Origin of the sequence: Paenibacillus sp. DP01, from assembly GCF_044784315.1 — a bacterium.
Taxonomy (GTDB): domain Bacteria; phylum Bacillota; class Bacilli; order Paenibacillales; family Paenibacillaceae; genus Paenibacillus; species Paenibacillus polymyxa.
On the sequence record NZ_CP173059.1, the window covers coordinates 3880431 to 3905363 of the forward strand.

Genomic DNA, 24933 nt, shown 5'->3' on the forward strand with positions numbered 1-24933 from the left:
ACACCAAACCTAGTAAAAATGACTAGCCTTCATCCTTCTGGTCAGACTTGGCTCTTCGCCCAGCCCATCGTTTTATCCATGGTTCCTTTTGCAACAGGGTAGCTTGCTGGCGAACACTGCGCCAATCCTCGGCGGTTACCGACGAAGGACTATAACGCGCTTGTTCAAAGCGTCCTAGTAACTGATGTAAAATCACAGCGCGTTCCGGTGCTTCTTGTGACCATCTGTCGACTGATTCCCTCAGTGTCTCATGGCTTGCGCGGACATAGCCTTTCCTTCGCATGTACCGTAACCAGTGTTCCGTTTCGACGATCACCTTTTCATCTGGGGTCAGCGGTTTACCTGTGCGTAAACGCAGCAGGTAAAAGTGAATGTCTGCCCGATTACGCCAAATGATATAAGCAGCCCACAGCAGAAGAATGGCAACAGCAGAGCCTATGATTACAGGATGAATCTCTAAGCCTTCCCCTGGATCCGTCTGCGGAGTCTGCTCAGGCTGCTCTGATTCTGGCTGATCCTTGACCTCTGGGGCGGCTGGAGTCTTTGAATCCTCCTGCTCTGTAAGTAACGGCATATCAAAGCCAGGCGTAGCTTCTACCGGAACCCAGCCATATTCGCCTAAATATACCTCTGCCCAGGAATGAGCGTCCGCGTTTGTCACGGAATAAGAGGACATGTTTTCGTCACCATCGCCCGTGGTTGCATCATCTGAAAACGTCTGCTGGCCAGGAGCATACCCTTTGACCCAACGGGCTGGAACCCCAACGGAGCGAGCCATCATGACTAATGAAGTGGAATAATAATCGCAATAGCCCTCCCGAATCTCAAACAGAAAGGCATCCACGAAATCCCTGCTTCTTTTCCGTGAGAGATCCGGATTGTTCGTATATGCATAATTTTGCTGTAGATACTGCTGTAGCAATCCGACTTTTTCATACGGCGTTTTGGCCGTCGCCGTAACATTGCGAGCCAAATCGCGAACCCGCTGCGGCAATTCCTCTGGAATTTGTAAGTAGGCCTCCTGTTTATTTTTTCCATACAACTCATTAAAACTTTTTCTACGCAGTTCTTTCTCAGGGATCACTGGGACATGCGATACCAAAGTATACGTTTTAGGATAAGCAGTTCTTCGAGAGGCTGGATTCCAAAGCAGTTCTGCCTGTTCCGGATTCCAACGCAACCCGTTTGCCCGTGAATCTCTGTCCACCGATTGAACACGATGCACCGAATAGGCGCCAAACAGAACGGGATAGCTCTGATCATTTTGCATGGTAACGGTCTGCACGACCTGCTCAGTAGAGTGTCTCGTTTCTTGTGCGTTTTCAAGCTCTGCGGTCATCGACACCTCATTTGGTGCTGGATCATCGTTGCCCACGTCGACCCAACCTGTACCGGAATAGGTTCGTTTCGTTTCTCCTCGCCAATAGCTTCGCTGATTAGTTGTGATAGTCATGACAGGCGAATAATCAAAATTAAAACCTCCACCCAATCGATTATCCTGGCGACTATAACCAGATGCGGTGTTCATGCGCTGATTCAGTGCCCCAGATCCATTGGTGGTTCCTGCGGTGGTTGAGCTAATGCGCTGGGTCCACGCTGTATAGGGGTCCGTCAAAGCTGGCTGTACCTCGGGCATATTCACACCCGCCATAATTATAAGCGCAAAAATGACAGCAATATTGGCCGCAATTTTATACGGATAACGCCGAATATGCTTCCATCCTTGAGGATAATGCTGACGAAAATACTGCAGATGCTGTGTCACTAGCCATCCCATACCAGCAAAGACGATCCAGGCAACCTCCTCCCACAGCACAGTTGGTGTGAAGGAATCAAGCACCGCCAGAGCTGCAACGTTGATGCCCACAAAAACTAGAATCCGCTGCTTCGTGGTAACGATGAGCGGCACCATTTCAATGACTAGCCAAGCAATGAGGGAAAACCAAACATAAGGAGACATATTAGATATAAACTGATCCAGACGATTGGCTGCCCCGCCAAAGGGGATAATGATGGAGTAAGACACTAATGTCCGATACAAAATAAAGAACAGCGTTACCGCCTTAACGACAAATTCAATCCATGGACGGAATGGTAGTAAAATCTTCACCAGCGCCAGCATTGTAATGGTCATCAGTACAAGTGCCCTCGTCTCTTCCAGCCATAATTCAGAAGCAAAAGACACCCATTGCATAGCAATAATAATAATCCACAAGAACGTAAAGGCGGGAGCCCAGGAGCTCTTTAACGATTGTAACCAGCTTTTCATTGTGTCCCTCCCCCCATTACAGCCGGGAGCTCTTCGAGGCTCTCAACATCGTAGCCCTTAATTCCCCTTGCACGAAGCATACTCATCCACTTTTCAGCTTCTCCCTCGGCAGAGCCTTCGCCGATATAGACATGGCACGGAGTCATCCCCCGGGTATCGGCCCAGCGAAGAAGTTCCAGCGCCTGATGATCCTTCAGCGGACTAATCAGTATAAAATAACAGCCTTGCGGAAACTGGCGCACACAGCTTTCTACAGCAGTCATCAAGCTGCCTTGCGAAGTGGTGTGGATGTCTACCAAGTGATGCATCATTCGTTGTCGTTCCATCATCTGCTCACTTGGCTGAAAAACACTCCCCTTCTCTCCAGCTGTACACAGTCCGACCCCCATCCGCTCCCGTCCACCGTATTCCAGTAATGAAGCGGTAGAAGATACAGCTAGCTCAAACTGATCGGGGTTTACATAATGCTTTGTTTGCACGTCCAGCACAAGCATCGTTTTGGGAACCGTTTCATGTTCAAATTCCTTGGATTTCCAGCTACCTGTACGAGCCGTCGCATTCCAGTGGATGCGTGAAAACCGATCTCCATATACATAATCCCGTACACCGTTAATTTGCGTCGTTTCACGACGCGTTCGAGTTTGAACGGTCTGCGGTCCAGACATCCTTGAGCGGCGATCATTGATCTGCCAATATGGAATGAATGCCGTGCGAGGAAGCACCCGAAATTCACCGCGTGCATTCAACCTGCCCTTGTGCTCCAACAGGCCAAAGATGTCCTCACTCACACATTCGGTTTCCTCAAAATAGTAGCTTCCTCGTTCTAAAGCAGGGGTTTGAAATGTAAGCTGGCCGCCACCTTTCATACTAGGGATAACACTGTCTTCAAACGACCAGGATTCCCCCGTATGTCGCTTGAGCACCTCGCGAACAATGACATAGGGTAACGGAAGAAAGCCAGGAATGCTCAGACTGAGCTTTACGTGTACCTGATCTCCCGCATGCAGCAGCTCGCCAAACTCCGAGCCTTGCGAAAGCTGACGATGGCCCTGGACGCGACGAACTCCACTCAGACCAACCATCCATAAATAAACGATTAACAACGTAACCATAGAAAACAGCATGACCGATGTCTTTCCACCCTGAAACAACAAATAAAGCAGGCACACTACCCATATACATAGCATAAGCCAGATGCGACTTGATAGCCGGGGAAGCCTGCGCTTCCTTTTGACCATGTTCATTCCTAAGGACGCTCCATTCGTACGGGTACATGAACCTGTCGGAGCACGGACTGCAGCACGGACTGGGCGTTGGAGCTATCGAGGCGTGCTTCGGGACGCAGCAACAAACGGTGCGTCAGCACATAAGGTGCCAGCGCCTTCACATCATCAGGCAACACATAGTCACGGTTATCCTGAAAAGCGAATGCCTTGGCAGCCATGACAAAAGCAAGTGCGGCCCGTGGACTAGCTCCCAGTAGCACTGATGGATGTTCTCTCGTCGCACGCACGATATCGAGTAAATAGGACGTCACCGCTTCGTCCATATAGATATCTCTGATTTCCTGCTGGATGTCAGCAATCTGTTCCATATGCGCTACAGCCTCCAGACGATCTGCTGGCTGGCCCGTCTGATGATGAAGCAGCATGTTGCGCTCTGTCTCCAAATCAGGATAGCCCAGGCTGATTTTGAGCATAAAACGATCTAATTGTGCTTCCGGCAGCATATAAGTGCCTTCAAAATCAATTGGATTTTGAGTGGCACACAACATAAAAGGATGAGGCAACATATGAGTGTCCCCATCCACCGTCACACTTCGTTCCTCCATAACCTCCAGCAGAGCTGACTGGGTTTTCGTCGTCGCTCGGTTAATTTCGTCTGCCAGCAAAATGTTAGTCATAACCGGACCCGGACGGAAATAAAAACGCTCGTCCCGTGGATGAAATATAGATACCCCTGTAATATCACTCGGTAGAATATCAGGATTACATTGAACACGGCGATAATCACCACGCATGGATTTTGCAAGAGCCTTGATCATTTGCGTTTTCCCCGTACCCGGAACGTCTTCGATCAGAATGTGTCCACCCGCCAGCATAGCCGTAAGCAATAATTTTATTTCAAAGGATTTCCCTAATATGCATGATTCCAGATTAGAACGGATTGCAGATACAATCTGCACAGATTCTTGACGCACGGGCATAACTCTGTAAACCTCCTAGATAGCAACATGTTTCCTATTATTGTACATGAAGGTGGACATAGAGTACACTTAACTCCTTGCCCATATTATTCAAGCTCCATCTTCTCTTATAGGTACATATTTTTTGGAACAGTCAAAAACCCTTCGGTTATCAAATCCGAAGGGTTCACGTATACAATTTATTTTACTTTTTATCCTATTTAAAGCACCCTGCTTTATATGCTTCCTTTTGGACGAACAAACAAGCATGCCAGAAAAGAGAAAATAATCGCCGAGGAAATCCCTGCGCTTGTCAGACTAAAGATCCCTGTAATAACACCAAGCCATCCGTCCTTTTCCAATTCGGTTAGTGCCCCATGTACGAGTGAGTTACCAAAGCTGGTAATTGGAATCGTCGCACCCGCTCCAGCAAATTTGATAAGGGGATCATATATTCCGACAGCGTCGGCAATTGCACCTGCTACCACCAACGTACTCATTGTGTGTGCCGGGGTCAATTTGATTACATCCATCATCAACTGACCCACGACACAAATGGCACCGCCCACTAAAAAAGCCCATAGAAATATCATACTTTTCCTCCCGCTTCAAAAGCTACAGCATGTGCAACACATGGAATGCTTTCACCCTGCTGTGTAGTCAAAGGAGACAATAACGCTCCGGTCGCCACGACCAGCACCTTTTGTAGTTCTCCCTTTTCGATCCGCTTTAACAGATGTCCATAGGTTACAACAGCTGAGCATCCGCAACCACTTCCACCTGCAATGACCTTCTTTTGCTTATTGATGTCGTAAATCAGTAAACCGCAATCATTAAATTCCGTTTGATTCATATCGAATCCATCTTTTTTGAGCAGCTCCTTGGCAATCGGCAGCCCTACGGAAGCTAAATCCCCTGTTACAATAAGATCATAGTAGCCTGGGTCCCTGCCTGTATCTCGGAAATGAGATAAAAGCGTATCCGCCGCCGCTGGAGCCATGGCCCCGCCCATATTAAAGGGATCTTTAATGCCCATATCCATTACACGCCCAATAGTGGCACAATCTACCACCGTACCTGACTTCGCATGTCCCACAATGGCCGCCCCGGAACCGGTAACAGTATACTGAGCTGTGGGGGGCTTCTGTGCTCCGTATTCATTAGGATAGCGGAATTGTTTTTCCACAGTACAGTTATGGCTGGTTGTACCCGCCATCACGTAGTCGCCCGCCTCTGAATCCACAATAAGTGCTGCTAAAGCCAAGCTTTCCATCGACGTTGAGCAGGCTCCGAAAACACCTAAATAGGGAATAGCAAGCTTGCTAGCCGAAAATGAGCTGCTGATAATCTGATTCATCAGATCACCACTTATGAAAAATTGCACTTCCTCTTTGTTTAAATTGGAATTAATTAACGCAAGCTCTGTAGAATGCTCAATTAACCTTCGTTCCGCTTTTTCCCATGTTTTCTCGTTTATTTCGATATTGTCATAAATATAATCGAAATCTGTGGACAACGGCCCCTCTCCTTCATCCGGGCCTACAACAGTTGCACTCCCAATGATGCGCGGTCTCGACTCGAACTTCCAGGTTTGTCCTCCCTGTCTTCTCATAAGTGATTGCCCCCCACACCGAGGATTGCGTATATAACGCCCACGATAAATGCGGCCACAACACCAAATACAACAACGGAGCCTGCCAGCTTGAACATATTTGCACCCACTCCAAGTACCAATCCCTCGGAACGATACTCCAATGCAGCTGAACACATTGAGTTCGCAAAACCTGTGATGGGTACAGCGGTTCCCGCTCCTGCCCATTGGGCAATCTTATCGTAGACCCCGATGCAGGTTAATATAACAGACAAGAGGATCATCATGGATGCAGTTGGTGCCGCAGCTTCTTTGGCTGGAATATGCATCCCTGCCATAAAGGCTTCCTGAATCGCCTGCCCAATCACACAGATGACGCCACCAACCAGAAAAGCACGCACACAATTGGCAAATACTTTTCTGGAAGGTTCATGCTTTTGGGAAACACTTTGATAGTCTTTCTCATTTATGGACAACGGCGACGAATTGGTACGAAAACCGCGCTGTCCTGACTTAGCTGGCATCATTCACCACCCCTTATTCAAAAGTTCCGCGCTTGGCGGTTCAGATTGCTTGGCTCCTTAACATTATGAGCTTTTTGGGGAAATGTTATGTCAGGAAAATGATATCGTGGACATTCCGTACAAATCCATTCATACTGAATACATGACGACCACTGGTTAATTAATAAGGAGTGAGGTATACATCATGGAAGCAAAAACATTGGAATTGTTTAAAACCTTAACAGAGTTCCCTTCCATTCCTGGACATGAGCGTGAGCTGCGGGCATGGGTTAAAGAACGAATATCCGGTTATACGGATGAAATCGTGCAGGACCGTTTGGGCAGTCTTTTTGGTGTACTGCGCGGGCAAGAAAGTGGCCCACGTGTAATGGTGGCAGGACATCTGGATGAAGTTGGTTTTATTGTAAATGGCATTACGGAAAATGGAATGATTCGTTTTCAGCCGGTTGGAGGCTGGTGGAGCCAAGCCATCATGTCACAACGTCTTCAAGTATTGACCCCAAATGGCCCAATCATTGGTGTAGTTGGATCTGTCTCACCACATTTGCTTGATGAAGCGCAACGCAGCAAACCGATGGACATCAAGCATATGTACCTGGATATCGGCGTAGACAGCAAACAGGAGGCGCAAAATCTGGGGATTGTACCCGGAACGGCGATCGCTCCGATCTGTGATTTCACTCCACTTGCGAATCCAAAAAAAATCATGGCTAAAGCATGGGACAATCGATATGGTGTTGGCCTGGCCATTGAGCTGTTGGAGGCATTACATAAGGAAAAGGACCAGCTTCCAAATACATTGTATGCAGGAGCTACGGTTCAGGAGGAAGTGGGACTGCGCGGTGCACGCACAGCTGCCAATCTGATTCAGCCGGATATTTTCTTTGCACTGGATTGCAGTGCTGCCAACGATATGGGTGGGGATCCGAACGCATACGGACAGCTTGGTAAAGGCGCACTGTTGCGGGTTTTTGATCCAGGTATGATTACACACCGCGGAATTGTGGAGTATGTGCAGGACATGGCGGAAACTCACAAAATCAAGTACCAATATTTTATCTCCACTGGGGGAACGGATGCTGGTCAAGTGCACTTGAGCGGAATTGGTGTGCCATCTACCGTCATCGGCATATGTGGACGATACATCCACACTTCCTCGTCCATTATTCACACCGATGATTATGATGCGGCCAAGGAACTGATCATTAAGTTGGTTCAAAATCTGGATCGCACAACACTGAATACCATTATTGAACGAGCTTAAGAAGTAACAGAGAATAAGAATCTATAAAAAAACAGTCAAGACACATACGTGTGCTTGACTGTTTTTTAATTTAATAGAAGAAAAAATAGAAGAGTTCTCAAATTAAATGCTTGTACCGAAGCAAAGCAATCACTACAAGTACAGCTGTTAAGGTGATACAGATATTTTCTACCTTTGCTCCCTTCCGGGTTCCGGTGCTCATTAATCTAAATCTTAGCTTCCATTTGAATGGCGGCAAAGGCTTAATTCCGTTATTCGTCAAGGAATCTGCCAATAAATGTAGCAAGTACGCTATACCTCCAGCCAGCCATATACTGTCGCCATGCAAACGTGTCGTGCCGTAAAGCAGCGCGGTCCATGCTACTGTCCCATATACCGTATGCGTCAATCCTCGGTGCGGAACAAGCGTACATATGATCAGCAGACACCCGGCGATATAATTCCACGGTGCATATGATTCCCCATACCAGGCAAGGCCGATACCAATTAGAAAAATGATAACTTTACGCATAGACCGTGACGGCATAAAAGAAGCGCTGATCATCAGCAAAGCCAAAACAAGATTCCAGGGTGGCGGAGCCAAACGGGTGAAAAACACCCAACCCGCAGCCCCAATCATTAGAAGCTGTATGAGCCTAAGCATTTTGTTCGGTAACGCACGGCTCACAAGCATGGAGTTAGGCTCGTCAATATCCGGCAGCAATGAACCAACCACAGCGGCTGCCACGGCAGCCGGAGTCACTTCGAATCCACTTAAGGCTAATACCGATAGGGAGACCCCGGTTCCAATAATTAAATGGGCTCTTCCCATCATGATGCATAACATCCTTTCTTGCAGTATACACAGAGTCGACATTACTCTATTTGAATCAGCATGATTCGATTGTATACGACAATCAAAACGAGAACAATAGTTCGCTTATTCTATTTAAAAGACTTCATCCAAAAGTCCTAGTTTCGCCCTCCATTACTTGACCCTCCCCTTATTCTTTATCTGTACAGCCATTTCTCAAAAAACACGCCATATGACCTATGGGTATGTTGACAAATATCTTCAACATTTTCTTTTTGCCTAAAAGTCCTATTGTACAATTTGGAATATTAGTTAATATAGTGTTTATATTTACTATATAAATCTATTAAATGAACAAGGAGGAAATGATTATGCAAGAAAAATCTCTGTTCCGAAAGTTCAAAACGATTGGTCTGACGTCGTTGCTAAGTGTCGTATTGTTCGCACTTCCCGCTTCAGCTGCTTGGAATGATACATACACGGGGTACGCCACATATACAGGATCAGGTTACTCTGGAGGAGCATTACTGCTTGATCCTATCCCTTCTGATGCCAAAATTACAGCGCTTAACCCCACACAATTGAATTATAACGGAATTAAAGCCGCATTAGCTGGAGCCTATTTAGAAGTTCAAGGCCCCAAAGGAAAAACAACCGTCTATGTAACAGATTTATACCCTGAGGGTCCGAGTGGCGCACTTGATCTGTCTCCGAATGCCTTCAACCTGATTGGCAATCAAAAGGATGGAAAAATCAATATTTCATGGAAAGTTGTCAAAGCTCCGGTTAGTGGTAATGTCTCCTACCGCATTAAAGAAGGCAGCAGCCAATGGTGGGCAGCCATTCAAGTACGCAATCATAAATATCCAGTCTTAAAAATGGAGGTCCAACAAAACGGGCAATGGCTCAATCTCGAAAAACAGGATTACAACCACTTTCTGGGTACTAACTTAGGAAAACAGCCTCTGAAAATACGGATTACGGACATTCGCGGTGTCGTACTGAATGATACCATCCCAGCTCTAGCGGAAAATGGCACAGGCCAAGCCTATATTGTTAAAGGTAATGTTCAATTTCCTGACTAATTGAAATGCCGCCTCATCTTTGCTTCTTTCATTTGAACCAATAAAACAGGCCGGGAACCGACGCAATCTAGTTTGCGTATCCGTGTTCCCGGTCTTTTTACGAAAAAATCATTATTTTTCACAAAGAATCGGTTTGTTCACTGTCCTGTTCATAAAATCATACGTATAATGAATACATAAATAGGGTGTACTTTACAGCTACGTTCACACAGACAGGAGGCCTGTTCATATGAGCAATTTCAAAAAGCATCACAAGCTACACAGCAAATTGCTGGTCAGCATTACGTTATGTATAACACTAACGTTGCTGGTATCCACCACTGTATATTATTTCTACTATATTCGCGTGGAAAAGGAGCAGGCGTTCGAAGCCAATCACAATAGCTTAACGTTGAGAAGCAAAGAGGTCATCAACATGACATCTATTGCTCAATCGTTGGCATTTCAAATGTATCGCAGCAGTACCCTATCCAAGCTGTTGTATTATCCCAAGCCCAATGTATATGATGTAACCGCTGCCATGACCGAATTAAATAATTATCTTAACTCCATGCCTTATATTGAATCCATCTACGTGTATAACCCTAAAAGTGACACCTTCTACATTGCGTCCTCACAAGGCCAAAACGGGTTATTCAGCAAGCATGAACTGGCTGATACAGACATCATTCGCGTGCTGGATCATTATCAGGACTACAAACCCTTTACGCCTATTCCACGCACGTATCCGTTGCTGTCTGCCTCAGACCCCGAAGCTGGCGTAGAGCAAGCAAGCCCAGACATCGCAGCCTATACGTATTTATGTTATGACGCAATCAACTCGAACGAAGCGATAAATTCGGCTGTGATTGTGAACGTGTCAGCAGCCTGGATGAACAAGGAAATGGCGTCGACCCCCATCTCAGGTGGGACTGCTTATATTTTAGACGATCAAGGCAGATTGTTATCTGGTACAACGTTGACAGACGAAGCTTTGAACGAAAAAGAACAGCTATGGCTGCACACTAGAGTCAAAAAACAGGAAACAGGCTATTTTGTAGAAGACTTTCATGGTAAAAGATCACTGATTTCCTATACTTCCCCGGATGGACTAGGTTGGCAGTATATTAGTGTCACACCTTATGAAAGCGTTATCAAAATGGCGAGTGTTATTCGTAATGCCATGGTACTGATCGCGGCCATCATCGGAATGGCAGGATTTGTAGCTTCCTGGCTGCTGTCCAAAATGCTGTATACGCCTATTGGTCAAATTGTTGTGCATATGAATTCACTGGAATCGGAGAAACGCAACAGTATGTACACGATTCGGCAAAACATTTTACGGAATGTGATTCGGGGAATCCGAAATCTTCCTGCTGGTGAAGAACCGGAACGACTGCGCGAGCTTGGGATTACATTTCAGTTCGACAAAGACTATCGGCTTGTACTCCTGCGCATAGATGAATATGCCCGCTGGCAAAGCGAGCGTGGACCTGATCTGCTACCTTACAAGTTTGCCATCATGAATATCGCTTCTGAAATATGCGGGCAAACATATCGGGTGGAGACCGTTGATATGGATGAGGATAGCGTCCTGCTGATGCTCAACATTTTAGACCCTGCGGAACATACAGACACGGTACTACTGGAAACCCTATTACGCCAAATACGCGAAGCCTGTCTCGAATATTTGAAGCTAAGTGTATCACTAACCTACAGCGTAATTACAAGTCAACCAGAACGGCTGCATTTGCTGTACCGCCAGGTAGAGAACGCATCTATGCACCGTTTTTTTCAGGGTCATGGCTGTATTATTGATGCGCGAAACACTACAGATGAAGATGTCCAAAATACTTATGTATTTCCATCGGATAAAGAAAAAAAATTGCTGGATACGCTGCTATCTGGTCATACGGAGGATGCACACCGGATGTTCCAAGATCTGTTGATGCATATGGAGCAATATCCGTTTTCCTCTGTGCGGGTGGCAATATCTCGGCTTATCATGAGTGTGAATAATGCCGTTCGGCATATAAGTGAGCTCAATGGATTTGCTATCGAATCTAAACCTGAATTACCATCCGCAGATCGATTAGAGACCGCCGAGGATCTTATTGCTCATTACCAATTGGTCTTTGAACAGATTCGCTCCAATCTGGCGGAAAAACGAAATACAAAGCAAGAACGATTGGTACAACAAATCAACGAACGAATGGAGCAAGCTTATACGGACCCTAATTTCTGTCTCAATCAGATTGCGGAAGAGCTGGATATGTCGCCAATTTATGTCAGCAGGCTTTATAAGCAACAAACCATGTCTACCATCGTAGACGTCATCCAGCAGCTTCGTATTCGCAAGGCCTGTGAGCTGCTGGAACAGACCGACTGGTCGGTGGCTGACGTGGCAGAACAAACCGGGTTTGCGAGTAGCTCTTATTTCCACCGTATGTTTAAACGCAGTTTAGGCGTGACACCCACAGATTTTCGCCGTTCTAAAGCGAATGCGCAATAGGCGATATCAAAAAAGCAAGCCTCCAACTTTCTGGAGACTTGCTTCTACTTTAGATCACAGCTCTTAACGTTTTACTTGATCCCCTTCTCCTTCACATAGGCTTCCCATTGTTTTGTATATTCGGTTTGAATCTTCTCCAAACCAGCTTGGTTCGCCTTTTGCATGAAAGTCTCAAGACCTTGATCAACATTGTCGATCAGCCCAGCTTGAAGCGGGTACAGATACTGCTTCTCGACCTGTTCTAATGCCGCCTTTTCTGCTTGGTAGGTCGTATAGTCCTCTGCAAAACCGGTAAACAGGTCAGGCTTCTGGATTTTATCCAGCTCGGCAAAAATCTTCTTCACACGGTCAAAGCCTGAATCAAACAGCATGTATTCCGGGTTACGCCAAGCCCAGCTGTTCATTCCTTCCCGTGAAAATCCATTCGTACTGCCGCTACCTATCATATGATAGTAACCATCTTTGACTTCGTAGTTTTTGCCTTCAATACCATATTGCGTAAGCAAATTATAACGTTTGTCTGTTACCAGCTTTTCATAAAAGGCCAATGCACGGGCTGGGTTCGGGCTGCTTTTTGGAATTGCAAAGCCATTATGGATCGGATGCACCGGAGTTGCATAGCCTGTTGTCAGCGGGAATGGATAGTACTCAAGCTTCCAGTCGGGATGAGATGCTTTGAGCTTAATGACCATATCATTAAACCGGGTTGGGTTGTCGCCAAAAATACTCGCAGCTTTACCAGAAGTGACCTGATCCTGAAGCGTATCTTTTACGTTTAATACGTTTTTAGGAATGAATCCTTTATCAGCCCAGCGTTTATAAGTATTCAGCTCTTCTTTTTGTTCATCTGAGCCCCAATATTTATACACCTCTGTTGGTTTTTCATATTTGATACCAATGCCATAAGGCAAAGCACCTATACTCTTCGTTACTAATTCGGTATAACGATCATGCAGATTTCCCTTGATATCACTGTTCAAAGATACCGTTTTCATACTAGGCTCATGCTGACGTATCCCGTCCATGTAAGCCTCGTAACTTTTGATGTCTGTCGGTTTAGGCAAATTGTACTTTTCGCGTAAATCCTCACGCCATACAAAACCGTTTGTGACATATTCTTTATACGTGCCAGGCACGGTATAAATTTTGCCTCCGATTTTAACCCCATCCCACATGTCCTGAGGCACGAATTTTTGCAAGGCAGGTGCGGCCTTAGGCAGCAGATCGTCTAGCGGCAGGAATGCCCCCTTCTTGGCATAGGCCTGATACTGCGTCCAATCTGCAGTGAAGATCAGGTCGATAGGCTGACCCGAAGACAATAACAGCTTATATTTTTGATCCCAGTCTGTCCACGTCGTATAGTTAAATTTGACGGTGGCATTCAGATCTTTTTCTGCCAACTTATTAATCTCTGCCTCAATGGTAGACAGATCCTTAGGAGCATCACCCAGCATATAAAATTGCAGCTGTACTTTCTGGGCTTTATCATCCTCTCCATTTGCTTTTTGTGCGCTGTTTCCGCTACCGCCCCCACATCCGGCTAAGAGCGCCATGATAACCATTACTGCAATCAGGATGGACATGCGTTGTTTTCTTTTCTTTGTGAATGTCATGTGAATCCTCCCTTTGAAATGGTAGTCCGTTTAAATAAAACGCTTACAAAAAGTGCTGCTTGGATGGCACAATGTCAGCACATTATGCCATCTCAGCCTTTAGTGCCGCTTATCCTTTTACCGCACCAATCGTCAGCCCCTTGACAAAGTAACGCTGAATGAACGGGTACAGGAGTAAAATGGGACCCGTAACCACGATCGCCATTGCCATTTTGGTCGACTCTGTCGGCATATCGTTGGACAGGGACACGCCGGTACCTGCACCCATTTGAGCAATAAATTGCATGGAGTTAATGACATTATACAGATAGTATTGCAACTGGTATTTATGCGGGTCATTAATAAAGAGTGAGGATGAAAACCAGTCATTCCAGTAAGCCAAAGCCAGAAACAGCCCCACAGTGGCAATACCCGGTGTAGATAAAGGCAGTACAATTCGGTAGTAAATTTTAAAATCACCCGCACCGTCTATTTTAGCGGACTCGAACAGTTCTTCCGGCATGGAGGAACGAATGAAGTTTTTCATCAAAATGATTAGAAATGGAGTCATTAATCCCGGGAAAATAAGCACTGTATACGTATCTAGCAGCCCCAAATACTTCGTGAGCATAATGTACCAAGGTACTAATCCGCCTCCAAACAACGTCGTAAAGTAAATATAGAATGAAAACGCGTTGCGGTATTTAAAATCTTTGCGTGCCAGCACATATCCGGCCATCGTCATCAGGAACAGGCCCAGCGTCGTACCTACAACCGTGGTAAAAATCGTCACCCCATATGCCCGCAACACCTCTTCAGGAAAGGTGAACACCGTCCGGTATCCTTCCAGCGAGAATTGCTGTGGAATGAAGTGATAGCCATCCCTGATAATCGATTCATTACTGGTTAGTGAAGCCGAAATAATAAGTAGGAACGGGAGTAAACAAGCAATGGATGCCACAATGATAATCACATAAGAGATAATTTTAAAAAGTCGAGTGTATACATCCTCTTTGATCGCCATCCGTTTCGGTCCTCCTTTCTAGAATAAGGCATATTCGTCGTTCAGCTTGCGAATGATATAGTTCACGGTCATGATCAGTACAAATCCGAACAGGGATTGATACACGCCTGCGGCCGAAGCCATACCCACATCAAAAGTTACTTTCAAGGAACGATATACATAAGTGTCCAAAATATCCGTCGTATTGTACAGCACACCGTTGTTACCGATTAACTGATAGAACAGATCAAATTGTCCTTTCATAATACTACCCAGTGCAAATAACAGCAGCACAACGAATGTTGACTTGAGCATAGGAACGGTAATGTACCAAATTCGTTGAAAAATGTTGGCTCCGTCTATTTTAGCTGCCTCATAATACTCGTCACTGATCCCTGTGATCGCTGCCAGGTAGATCACCATACTGTAGCCGAGATTTTTCCACAAATAGAACAGGATAATCAGGAAAATCCACACCCATGGTTTGTTATACACATCCACGCGTTCACCACCGAATTGCACAAGCAACGTGTTCAGAAAACCATTATCATAATTAAATATGTTATACACGATGACACTTAGAATGACGAAGGAAACAAAATATGGAAGAAACATCACAGATTGAGTGATCTTTTTAAAGTAGCGGCCTCGCAACTCATTCAGTAAAATAGCGAGGACAATCGCTAACACGTTGCCGAGTAAAATAAACGCCGCGTTATATCCAACCGTGTTCAATGTCAATTTGGTCAGCGTACCAGATTGCCATAGAAAGCGAAAATTCTGGAGTCCGACGAACTGGGCCTCAAAAAGGCTGGTATTAAAGTCAAACTGGGTAAATGCATAATAAATGCCGACCATAGGAATGTACGAATTTATGAAGAAAAAGATTAAAGTGGGCAACAACATCAGAAATAATACTCGATTGCGGATCAGTTCATAGAAAAAACCGTGTTTCTTGCCTGTTCCCAGCCTACCGTTCAAGCGGGAATCCGTCGTAAGCATTGCAGAATTTTTGGGCATAGGCTGATTCAATGTGAGTCACTCCCCCTCTATATACATACCGACTGCAAGGTTTGTAGCATCGCCGCCGTATAACTATATATTATGTAAGCGCATTCAAAATGAAAAGTGAAGCCTCTCATGCTTCATGAACAAAGGAGTGTCCAGAGGAGTGAACAATTCGGATATTTGTGAAGTTTTATGTGATATGAGGCGCCTGATCGACGCCTTCAGCCCATTCGCAAGCATATTTGGACGATCTGCTCTATTCCTTTTGCCCACCCTGAAAAATGGTTTCATCCTGTTTTACTCGAAATCCGTTTTTCTTGGCCTGCTCCAGCAGCTCAGCGGCATTATCCTGCGGCTTATATCCGATTAGTTCTTCCAAGTAACCAATGTCATAATAATTATCCGTATTGGCTGACGTACCGTACAAATTAAGATAACTCATCTCCGAAGGGGCCTCGATACAGCAGACGGTCAGATGGATCATATCGCGCTCGGAGATCCATATATGAGCAGCACGCTCCGAATGCGGCCGATCATCCCCAGGAAAATTACCGATGCGGATATTCATTGAAGATATTTTGCCCTGATCGGCATACAGCCGTCCCAACAGTTCAATATAGCACTTACTCAATCCATAAAAGCTATCCGGTCGGTAGGGATCTTCTACATCTATGGCTTCGCCTACTTTATAAAACCCTGTGGCATGATTGGAACTGGCGAAAATAATGCGCTTCACCCCATTTTTGACCGCAGCTTCATATAGCTTATAGGCTCCGCTTACATTGCCAGACAGCACTTTGCCGAGGAAATCCCCTTCATCCTTAATCCATGCAAAATGCAGTACCGTATCCACTCGATGTGTAAGCTCAGCCAATCTTGCAGCATCATGTATATCCAGTTCGACAATCCCTGCTTCTTCATCCCTCATTACATCGGCGGCGGTTATTTCATATTTCCCTTCCGCTTTTAGCCCTTCGTAGAGTACTTTTCCAATTGTGCCCGCCGCCCCTGTTATCAATAATTTCCGTGCCATCGTCCGCATCTCCCTTCTTTATGTGACAGTGTGCTGTCATCCATAGCTTAACCAACTCCCTAAAGAGGGAACCTTGATACCATCATTCGCTGCATTCTGTCAGCTATAAAAAAGGACTCTGCTACCTGAGCAGAGTCCTTACTTGTTGCTATTATTAAGTTATTAATTTCAAGCTTGCCGTACTACCCTCACTCTGCGATTAACCAGATAAATGCTAAAGCCGATTAATACCAGACCGATCAGCAGAAAAGCCGTAATCGATTCGTGAAGCAGCATAGAACTGACAAATACCGAAATCACCGGCACCAAAAACGTATAGGAAGCGACCTTACTAGCATCTCCCGAATTGACCAGCGTGAAATACAGCAGCCAGGATAGTGAAATTCCCAGCACAGTCCCGAACACCAGTCCTGACACATATGGAACATTCCATACGATGTCTGACCAGCTTTCCGTTACCGATCCAGCCCCTGTCAACACGATGCCTCCAAGTGTACATTGAAATGCGACCAGCCACAACGAATCCACACGCTTGTTAACCTTTTTCACATACACGGTTCCTAACGCCCAGCTCACCGCTGTAATAATGGCAATAATTACACCTGCAACAGCCACATGTCCTGAAAAGCCTCCGACACTGACAGCTGCCACGCCAAGAAATCCAATGACCAATCCAATCACTTTGAGCTTGGACATTGCTTCTCCCAGCCACATCCATGCAAAAATGCCAACCAACACAGGCTGAAGATATACCAGCACAGAGAACAGACCTGATGGAACGTACATGAGCCCCACGGTTTGCAAGCCATAAAACAGAACTACGTTAAAAATACCTGAAATAGCATACACCCGCCAATTTTCTTTCCAGCAAATGCGATTCCATCTCGGTGCTAAAATCGCTCCCAATAGCAGGCCACCCAACAGTGTGCGTAGTCCTGCAAACAAAAGGGGAGGTGTGAATTCCAGTGCAACTTTATAGATGGGCCAAGAAATGCCCCACAATACGACCAGTAGCGCGATCATCATTATCCGTTTGGCTGTCGTTAACTCTCCCATGATGCACTCGCTCCTCTATGAAAAAAATCACTAGACTTTATATATTACGCCTATGGGACAACTTTATCAAACAAAAATATATAGGGAAAAGCTCCGCTTCTCCAGTGCGTTTGTTCATAGGATAGGTTTTCGAACAGAGGAATCCAGTCTTTGGCCTATGTTACAATGTACCCAATAGATAAAGCTTATTAGGATAGGAGGTTGTCTGCACTTGATTTATTTCATCAAATTTCTATACAGCTTTGTGCTTCCTCCCGGTTTGTTCATCCTCGTGATGGCAGGGCTTGTAATCTGGCTATGGAAACGGGCGCGTAAACCTGCTGTCGTACTGCTCCTTGTTACATTGCTGCTGTATGTTTCATCGACCAATTTGGCTGGAGATTTGTTAATCCGTAGTCTGGAAAAGCAGTATCCACAGCCCCGTACCGTTCAAGGTGATGTTATTATCGTACTTGGGGGCGGAGCTACAGAGGGAACTCCCGACATCAACGGGCAAGGTAATATGCTAGGGTCTGCAGCCAACCGACTGCTCACTGCGGCCAGACTGCATGAAGCAACAGGTCTACCTATCCTTTTTTCCGGTGGACAAGTGTTTGGAGACAGTGGTAATGAAGCGAATATTGCGCAGAGGCAGCTAATAGGACTCGGTATTCCGGCAAAGGACATCTTCATCGAAAACCGTTCCTTAAATACACAGCAAAATGCCGTATATACCTCCCAAATTTTAAAACAGCACCAGCTCACAAAACCTATTCTGGTGACCTCAGCATTCCATATGCCCCGTGCTGCACTGGAATTTCAGCGTGCAGGTATGCAAGCCACAGCTTATCCAACCGACTATCTGGCAAGTGAAAAGCTGTCACTATATGCTGCCAAGCTCTCACCGTCTGCTGGAGCCATATCTACAATCGGGACAGCCCTCAAGGAGTATTTGGGGATTTTGGCATTAAAGCTCAAATAATGTGATACACAGGTGTAAAAGGAACACAGCACAAACAAGCGTCTTGCGCTTACCGCTATAAGCCAGTAAGCGATTAAGACGCTTGTTTTATCATTACATATTCTCATGCAAGAAAATTTCCGATATTTGTTCTTCTGATATGACCTTAAAGCCCTCCCTTTTTAACAAGGCGGAGGTTACCCCATTGCCTGCAATTTTACGGTTTTCGAATGCCCCACTATAGATCGCTGCCGATCCGCAGGACGGACTGTTTTCTTTTAAAACAATAAGTGACGCGTTAACCTCTCTGGCTATATGTAAAGCTTCGTGCGCACCTCTAATGTACATATCACTGACATCATTGCCTGAATACTCGATCACCTTGGCGGTGCCAGTCAGCACATCCTCCCCTGTCCCTCCAACAATCTCAGCAGGGTCTCTCGGCGTCGTAAAGCCCCCAAGTAGCTCAGGGCAGATCGTCATTGCCTTTTTTTCCTCTACCAACTTCTGAATATGTACATCCAGGCTATCCGTCCCGTTATATCGCACCTTCATGCCTGCCAAACATGAACTTACCAGAATCATTAGTTCACCTCATATCCATTGCTTTCATATTAAGTAATTAAAGTATAAACAAATTTTCTCAAAGAGTCATCGTGCGAAAATTTAGACTCGCCACTACGTCCGCGCTCCGTCAGGATATTCGTCCAGCTGATGACATAATCATAATCCTGTATTCAAATCTCGTTGCCTTCCTTTCAGTCCCTATAGGATCATGGAGTGATACGTATTTGCGTGTTTTTTTCAGAGATTGCAAATGCATCAGGATCTCATTTTCTATACAACGAGCTGCAAATATTGCTAACTTGGTGCCTTTCCCATTCTGAAAGCTTTTAATGACCTTGATCAGTCCGATGGTACCGATGGATATAAGATCCTTCAAATCTTCGCCGGTGTTATCGAATTTAAGGAAGGCGGAACGTTTAACTCATCCAAAATAATCTGATAAAAACAAGCCTGAGGCGCATATTGGGCAGCACTCCGGCTTATTTTTATATGTTGAGGTTCATCCTGCTCGTAAATAAAATAAATTCACTCTTGCTATAAGTCGTAATTTTAGATATATTATTAATTAAATAATTAATCATTTAATTAATGAAAGTTTAGTTTAAAGAAAGGGGAATACATTTGGCAAGACCCATCAATGAAGAAAAAAGACTGGAGCGGCGTAAACGTATCCTAGAAGAAGCTGTTGTCCTGTTCGCAGAAAGTGGATATTCTAATACCACAATGGCTATCATTGCTCAGAGTGTGGGAGTGACTCCTGGAACCATTTTTCAATATTTTCCTAGCAAAGAAGCTTTATTCTACGCCGCAGTCCTTGAGCCGCTTGCTGATATTCAGGTGAAATCGCTTGCTTGTCTAAAAAAAGGAGGGACACCAGGCGTATTGATTAAGAGCATGGTGGCAGAACAATTCAACCATATCTACTCCTATATAAATGAATTGCGGCTTGTTCAATCTGTCTTAGGACAACGAATAAGATTCCCTGAACTTACACAGAAGGTCCTTGAAAGTGTAAAGGTAATGACAGATGCGATCGAATGCATCTATGCCAAGGGACAGTTAATGGGAGAATTCAACAAATGCTTTTCTCCAGCAATGATCTCTCGTGCCTATATCTCTTTCTTAAATGGAGTGGGCTTAACTCTTGGAGAAAGTATTATTCAGCATCCGGAGTGGGAAAATCTGAAGGAGCATGCCTTTTATTTGTTCGCACCCATACAACCTAAAGAAAAACCGGAGGAGTCTGAATGAGTCAAACATCATTACAACCCGATCTGACATTTAACGTTCGTGTGAAAAAACGGAAGAAAATTTTATGGAGCCTAGGAATCGTGCTTCTGCTTGTAATGGCTCTTGTATTTTTTATATCTTATAAAGTAGTAGACACCCTGTTGCACCATCCTAGAGACACTAATGTCAGCTACGAATTGAATATCGATAAAACACCCTACGAAGAGATCGAGTTCAAGAGTTTGAAAAATGATAATACGATTAGAGGTACTTTCTTTCCTGCAAATGGTCTTTCTGGTAAACCAAGTGATAAGACGATTGTTGTCGTCCATGGATATACGAGCAATCGTTTAGTCAAAGGGCGGACCCAAAAGTTAGTAGAGCATTTCGTTCCGAAAGGCTACAATGTATTGGCATTTGACCTCAGCTCGCAAGGTAAATCCGATGGTGACTTGATTACACTGGGCCTCAATGAAAAATACGATTTGCTAGGAGCTGTAAGCTACTTAAAATCCAGAGACCATACGGGTGATAACATTGGAGTTATCGGCTTTTCAATGGGTGCTGCTACTTCTCTGCTAGCCGCAAGTGAAAGTGATGACATCAAAGCCGTAATTGCGGATAGTCCTTTTCGTAATGCTGGTCTATTTCTGAGAGAGGGTTTGCCCTACTTTTCAGGTCTACCTGCATTTCCATTCAGTTATACATCGACATGGATGGCAAATTGGGTCTTTAAGGTTGATCTTGATTCCATATCTCCTATGAATGCGGTAAAAAAGATGCAAGACAAGCCAGTTATGCTCATTCATGGTACTGGAGATCAGCAAATCAGTTATAAAAATACAGAAATTATTTACGAGTCCTTAAAAGATAACCCAAAAGCAGAAGTATGGTACCCGCAAAATACGGAGCACATCGATGCCATCAACCATTACCCCACTGAATATTTCAAAACAGTAGATCGCTTTTTGGATGAGTATGTAGGAAAATAAATTCACTCCAAGAGAGCCGACTAGCGAAAAAGCTTGTCCTGACGAAGTAAAAATACCCAATAATATCAAGCATTTTTAGCCTGTAGTGCAGAAAACCACTACAGGCTTTTATTTGCGTTTTAAATGAAAATACATAGCAAAATAGCTATTATTTAAGCGAAAAAAACGGTAGTACGAGTACAGAGCATGTTGATAAAGACAAAAGACAAGTGTATGCTGTTTGCTGGTCAGGAGAAGATCCTTTTTGGAGATCATTTGAATAAAGACTCGGAATTGAATAAATGAACTAGAAAACAACGCGTTCTCTACAAGAGCAACGCGGCTTCAAATATCTCCTTATCCATTATCCCTTCTGCTTGTAAAATTCATGGTACAACTTCATCAGCGCGCGCTTTTCAATTCGTGACACATACGAGCGTGAAATTCCCAGTTCTCGTGCAATTTCCCTCTGTGTTCGTTCTTCTCCTCCAGCTTCCAGACCAAATCGGCCAATCACCACTTCTTTTTCACGGTCATCTAAAATATCCAGATTGCGATAGATTTTGCTCTTCTCGATTTTGAGCTGTACCTTATCTACAATATCGTCCGCCTCGGAACCAAGGATATCAATTAAAGTAATCTCGTTTCCTTCCTTGTCAGTCCCTATAGGATCGTGGAGAGATACGTCTTTGCGTGTCTTTTTCAGGGACCTTAAATGCATCAGAATCTCATTTTCTATACAACGGGCTGCAAATGTTGCCAGTTTTGTTCCTTTTCCGGTCTGAAAGCTTTCAATAGCTTTGATCAGTCCAATGGTGCCGATGGATATAAGATCCTCCAAATCTTCGCCGGTGTTATCGAATTTTTTTACAATATGGGCCACCAGCCTTAGGTTATGTTCAATAAGTGTGTTACGGGAATGTGCGTTGCCTTCGGCAAACAGCTTTAGGTGTCGAGCTTCCTCTTTTTCAGTCAATGGCTGCGGAAAGGCGTTGTTTTTCACATAGGAAACGAGTAGCGTCAATTCCTTGATGAACAGAGCGATAGCACTAAATAGTCCGGGCACGGATGACACCTCCTGAGGTAGTTGCGAACTTACCGGCCTTTGTTACTTACCGGGCTTGCGGTCTGTTTATTGTATGTAGGCAGGTGCCCATCCGTGCCTGTACTCCGAAAACTGCTCCGTAACAATTTGCCGGATATCTTTCTGGAGCAATCTCCAATACTTAATTTGAAACTTAGAGATCTCTTCGACAAATCAACGCACTCCTATAGCCAGAGGGAAACACGGGATAGCTTTACATTATTCATCACTTGATTTCCCCATTTTCTTTCAGTAGAGTATTAACTTTTTTCTAAATATGACATCGGAAGTGGGGAATAGACTATCGTATCTCCATCTTCATCTCGTTTTAAAATAATAGCGAACTCAGCACCATTACTCTCATCGCCTCTTGGCAACGGGAAGATCATTGCGGGACAACGCAACTCATAATTATGAGGAAATTCTTTTTGAAAATCCTCTAAAGCATAATTCAGAATTGCATCTATTTTATCGGTAAGCACATGAAATCCACCTATTACAAAATCATTGGACTCTTGGGAAGCGGTATACTTCTCAAATAACTGGGTCTTGTATTCCTCAACAGTGCTAAAACAAACTTCCCAATCCAAAGGGAATACGCCATTTGCCAAATAATAAGTGTATATTTTCATATTCTATACATCTCCTTCTCGCAGCTAAAATAGTTATTTATATTGTTTCTCTCAATCTTTTTCGATATAAATTAGCCTAGCCTTTAGAATGAGCTTGTTAAAGACCCGAAAATAGCACCCTTTTCTTATTTCCTCCTATATCGTTTGAATTTTTTAATTACGTAGGTTCTTATCCCGTCCATTGCTAGTATAGTCATGAAATAACTGGTTGCTATTATAATGCTTGGCCACTCATTTATGATTATGCCTTTTTTAATTAAGGAATACATTCATTGAGAGTTTCATACAAAATCCAGATAGTTATTCGTTTTCCATGGAACCTGTCGTTATAGCTGAAGATAACGTTTCAACGAATGGAGATACCAAAAATACTTTTCCGAAAAATGTTTTGATCGATAATAATCTTTATTGGGAGAGCAGCTTAAGTGGTAAAGGTGGGGAAATCATCTTCAAATTAGATACGGGAAAAACGATCAATGATATCCTCTTAGCCCAGCCACCTTCTCGCGCTTTTATACTTTCGTTTTCGTTTCATGGCTCGAGTGACGGAGAAAACTGGTATAGGTTAGGACAAGTCGAGGCTGTACCAAGCACTGCAAAAATAACCTATCAGTTTAGTAATGAAATTCCTTTTTCATATTATAAAATAGCTGTACTTTCCTCTGGATTGAATAATACAACCACCTATTATGGTATCCGATACATTCAACTAAGAACCGCGCTAATCAATGGCGTTCCTGCCTACAGAGCGTCCAATATAAATCCCGCTATTGCGGAATAAGCCAGTACAAAATACAAAAAAGGGGGCTGGACAACGCCCCTATGAGTAAAGGCTATACTTGAGACAAAAGTTATTCTTACATTCCTAAAATTTCTAGTTATAAGTGATACTTTCTTGCTTTATAACTGAGACTTATCCTCCAACAATAACATAATCACACCCTAATATGATCACTCGTCATTCTATAACTGTGAAGAGAAATGAGAACCAGTAGATTCCTTTTAGCTACTGGTTCTACCTGAACCGCAACAGCGACACAACATCCGTTTGAGTAAACTGTAGGCGATCTGCCCGGCTAAAAAAGTCTCAGACATATACCAAAAAAAGTATAGCCAAATTCGTCTCATGTATTACCGTAACTCATACCTGCGTCAATATGCCGGAAGTGTATTCAATAAGATATCCTTTTTCACGAGCATATTTGATTGTGTTTCTAATCCGACGCTGAAACTCCATTGGTGATTTAACCTTTCCGATATGAATTTCTATCGTATTATCCCACCGAAAATAGCCGTAAATATTCGTCCCTTTACCAGGAACTCGTAGCCACCGGACTATTCGTGTTAAAGCTAAGCAATCCAAGAAGAATGCCATAATGTCGATTGACAACCATGAAACCTGGTGCATGACCTAAATACAAGAATAATCCAACGAGAAAACTAAATATAAAACTTATGCAAACAGTTTCAAGCGAACGCCCTTGATAAAGCCTGAAGCAAAATTTGAATCTCTTAAACATTTCATCCCACCAATCCTTAAATCTCTGCAGTTGTCTCCATGCCGTGGATTTTCCACCATTTGATCACAGTAACCGCTGACTCCCCAAGATCCTGT

The 24933-nt window shown here is 44.3% G+C and carries 22 protein-coding genes and 1 pseudogene; 7 read left to right on the forward strand and 16 right to left on the reverse strand.

Annotation, left to right across the window (positions count from 1 at the left end; genetic code table 11):
* Nucleotides 1-22 precede the first annotated feature (22 nt).
* The 6 genes from ACH59B_RS16960 to spoVAC form a co-directional block, all read right to left on the reverse strand.
* Entirely contained in the window at nucleotides 23-2269 is a 2247-nt protein-coding gene (locus tag ACH59B_RS16960) for a transglutaminase domain-containing protein (RefSeq protein WP_123797416.1), read from the reverse strand.
* Nucleotides 2266-3513 carry a DUF58 domain-containing protein gene (locus ACH59B_RS16965; RefSeq protein ID WP_016821642.1) on the reverse strand — a complete coding sequence of 416 codons (1248 nt, stop codon included), beginning with the start codon at nucleotides 3511-3513 and terminating at the stop codon, nucleotides 2266-2268. Before ACH59B_RS16965 ends, ACH59B_RS16960 begins: the two co-directional genes overlap by 4 nt.
* A 2-nt stretch (nucleotides 3514-3515) precedes the next feature.
* Nucleotides 3516-4475: a MoxR family ATPase gene (locus ACH59B_RS16970; RefSeq protein ID WP_016821643.1), complete on the reverse strand. Its 960-nt coding sequence runs from the start codon at nucleotides 4473-4475 to the stop codon at nucleotides 3516-3518.
* A 215-nt stretch (nucleotides 4476-4690) separates the two neighbouring features.
* The gene (spoVAE, locus tag ACH59B_RS16975; RefSeq protein WP_016821644.1) at nucleotides 4691-5047 is read right to left on the reverse strand and encodes a stage V sporulation protein AE; all 357 of its coding nucleotides are present in this window, start codon (nucleotides 5045-5047) and stop codon (nucleotides 4691-4693) included.
* Entirely contained in the window at nucleotides 5044-6066 is a 1023-nt protein-coding gene (spoVAD, locus tag ACH59B_RS16980; RefSeq protein ID WP_016821645.1) for a stage V sporulation protein AD, read from the reverse strand. Before spoVAD ends, spoVAE begins: the two co-directional genes overlap by 4 nt.
* A complete protein-coding gene (gene spoVAC / locus ACH59B_RS16985) occupies nucleotides 6063-6569 on the reverse strand; it encodes a stage V sporulation protein AC (RefSeq protein ID WP_016821646.1) in 507 nt (168 codons plus the stop codon). Before spoVAC ends, spoVAD begins: the two co-directional genes overlap by 4 nt.
* Before the next feature lie 184 nt (nucleotides 6570-6753).
* Between spoVAC and ACH59B_RS16990 the strand changes: the two genes are divergently transcribed.
* Complete coding sequence (locus tag ACH59B_RS16990) at nucleotides 6754-7833, forward strand: M42 family metallopeptidase (protein ID WP_016821647.1); 1080 nt, start codon at nucleotides 6754-6756, stop codon at nucleotides 7831-7833.
* Between the two features lie 97 nt (nucleotides 7834-7930).
* Here ACH59B_RS16990 and ACH59B_RS16995 read toward each other — a convergent pair whose 3' ends face one another.
* The gene (locus ACH59B_RS16995; RefSeq protein ID WP_016821648.1) at nucleotides 7931-8647 is read right to left on the reverse strand and encodes a metal-dependent hydrolase; all 717 of its coding nucleotides are present in this window, start codon (nucleotides 8645-8647) and stop codon (nucleotides 7931-7933) included.
* A 350-nt stretch (nucleotides 8648-8997) separates the two neighbouring features.
* Here ACH59B_RS16995 and ACH59B_RS17000 point away from each other — a divergent pair, with 350 nt between their 5' ends.
* Nucleotides 8998-9711, forward strand: coding sequence for an expansin EXLX1 family cellulose-binding protein (locus ACH59B_RS17000; protein WP_016821649.1), 714 nt, complete (start codon nucleotides 8998-9000; stop codon nucleotides 9709-9711).
* Between the two features lie 229 nt (nucleotides 9712-9940).
* Nucleotides 9941-12202 carry an AraC family transcriptional regulator gene (locus ACH59B_RS17005; RefSeq protein WP_016821650.1) on the forward strand — a complete coding sequence of 754 codons (2262 nt, stop codon included), beginning with the start codon at nucleotides 9941-9943 and terminating at the stop codon, nucleotides 12200-12202.
* Nucleotides 12203-12273: 71 nt separating this feature from the next.
* Here ACH59B_RS17005 and ACH59B_RS17010 read toward each other — a convergent pair whose 3' ends face one another.
* From ACH59B_RS17010 to ACH59B_RS17030, 5 genes are all read right to left on the reverse strand, one after another.
* Complete coding sequence (locus ACH59B_RS17010) at nucleotides 12274-13815, reverse strand: extracellular solute-binding protein (RefSeq protein ID WP_404302194.1); 1542 nt, start codon at nucleotides 13813-13815, stop codon at nucleotides 12274-12276.
* 109 nt (nucleotides 13816-13924) lie between these two features.
* On the reverse strand, nucleotides 13925-14818 hold the full coding sequence (locus ACH59B_RS17015; protein ID WP_016821652.1) for a carbohydrate ABC transporter permease: 894 nt from the start codon (nucleotides 14816-14818) through the stop codon (nucleotides 13925-13927).
* 18 nt (nucleotides 14819-14836) lie between these two features.
* Nucleotides 14837-15829, reverse strand: coding sequence for a sugar ABC transporter permease (locus ACH59B_RS17020; protein WP_016821653.1), 993 nt, complete (start codon nucleotides 15827-15829; stop codon nucleotides 14837-14839).
* A gap of 232 nt (nucleotides 15830-16061) precedes the next feature.
* A complete protein-coding gene (locus ACH59B_RS17025; protein ID WP_031461828.1) occupies nucleotides 16062-16838 on the reverse strand; it encodes an NAD(P)-dependent oxidoreductase in 777 nt (258 codons plus the stop codon).
* Between the two features lie 168 nt (nucleotides 16839-17006).
* Nucleotides 17007-17894: a DMT family transporter gene (locus ACH59B_RS17030; protein WP_277506856.1), complete on the reverse strand. Its 888-nt coding sequence runs from the start codon at nucleotides 17892-17894 to the stop codon at nucleotides 17007-17009.
* Nucleotides 17895-18105: 211 nt separating this feature from the next.
* On the opposite strand from ACH59B_RS17030, the gene ACH59B_RS17035 reads away from it, so the two are divergent.
* Complete coding sequence (locus ACH59B_RS17035; RefSeq protein WP_277506855.1) at nucleotides 18106-18855, forward strand: YdcF family protein; 750 nt, start codon at nucleotides 18106-18108, stop codon at nucleotides 18853-18855.
* A 93-nt stretch (nucleotides 18856-18948) separates the two neighbouring features.
* Here ACH59B_RS17035 and ACH59B_RS17040 read toward each other — a convergent pair whose 3' ends face one another.
* Together ACH59B_RS17040 and ACH59B_RS17045 are read right to left on the reverse strand one after the other, a co-directional pair.
* Entirely contained in the window at nucleotides 18949-19419 is a 471-nt protein-coding gene (locus tag ACH59B_RS17040) for a DUF523 domain-containing protein (RefSeq protein ID WP_123797421.1), read from the reverse strand.
* Nucleotides 19420-19574: 155 nt separating this feature from the next.
* A pseudogene (locus ACH59B_RS17045) lies at nucleotides 19575-19801 on the reverse strand (sigma factor); the annotation flags it as partial.
* 221 nt (nucleotides 19802-20022) lie between these two features.
* Here ACH59B_RS17045 and ACH59B_RS17050 point away from each other — a divergent pair.
* Nucleotides 20023-20652, forward strand: coding sequence for a TetR/AcrR family transcriptional regulator (locus tag ACH59B_RS17050; RefSeq protein WP_025365392.1), 630 nt, complete (start codon nucleotides 20023-20025; stop codon nucleotides 20650-20652).
* A complete protein-coding gene (locus ACH59B_RS17055; protein ID WP_025365393.1) occupies nucleotides 20649-21623 on the forward strand; it encodes an alpha/beta hydrolase in 975 nt (324 codons plus the stop codon). The genes ACH59B_RS17050 and ACH59B_RS17055 overlap by 4 nt, the downstream gene beginning before the upstream one ends.
* 343 nt (nucleotides 21624-21966) lie before the next feature.
* Here ACH59B_RS17055 and sigK read toward each other — a convergent pair whose 3' ends face one another.
* Complete coding sequence (gene sigK, locus ACH59B_RS17060; protein WP_025365394.1) at nucleotides 21967-22668, reverse strand: RNA polymerase sporulation sigma factor SigK; 702 nt, start codon at nucleotides 22666-22668, stop codon at nucleotides 21967-21969.
* A 278-nt stretch (nucleotides 22669-22946) separates the two neighbouring features.
* Nucleotides 22947-23318, reverse strand: coding sequence for a hypothetical protein (locus ACH59B_RS17065; RefSeq protein WP_123797422.1), 372 nt, complete (start codon nucleotides 23316-23318; stop codon nucleotides 22947-22949).
* Between the two features lie 313 nt (nucleotides 23319-23631).
* On the opposite strand from ACH59B_RS17065, the gene ACH59B_RS17070 reads away from it, so the two are divergent.
* Nucleotides 23632-24099 (forward strand): discoidin domain-containing protein, encoded by a 468-nt coding sequence (locus ACH59B_RS17070; protein WP_225164785.1) that lies wholly within the window; start codon nucleotides 23632-23634, stop codon nucleotides 24097-24099.
* The last annotated feature ends 834 nt before the right edge of the window (nucleotides 24100-24933 follow it).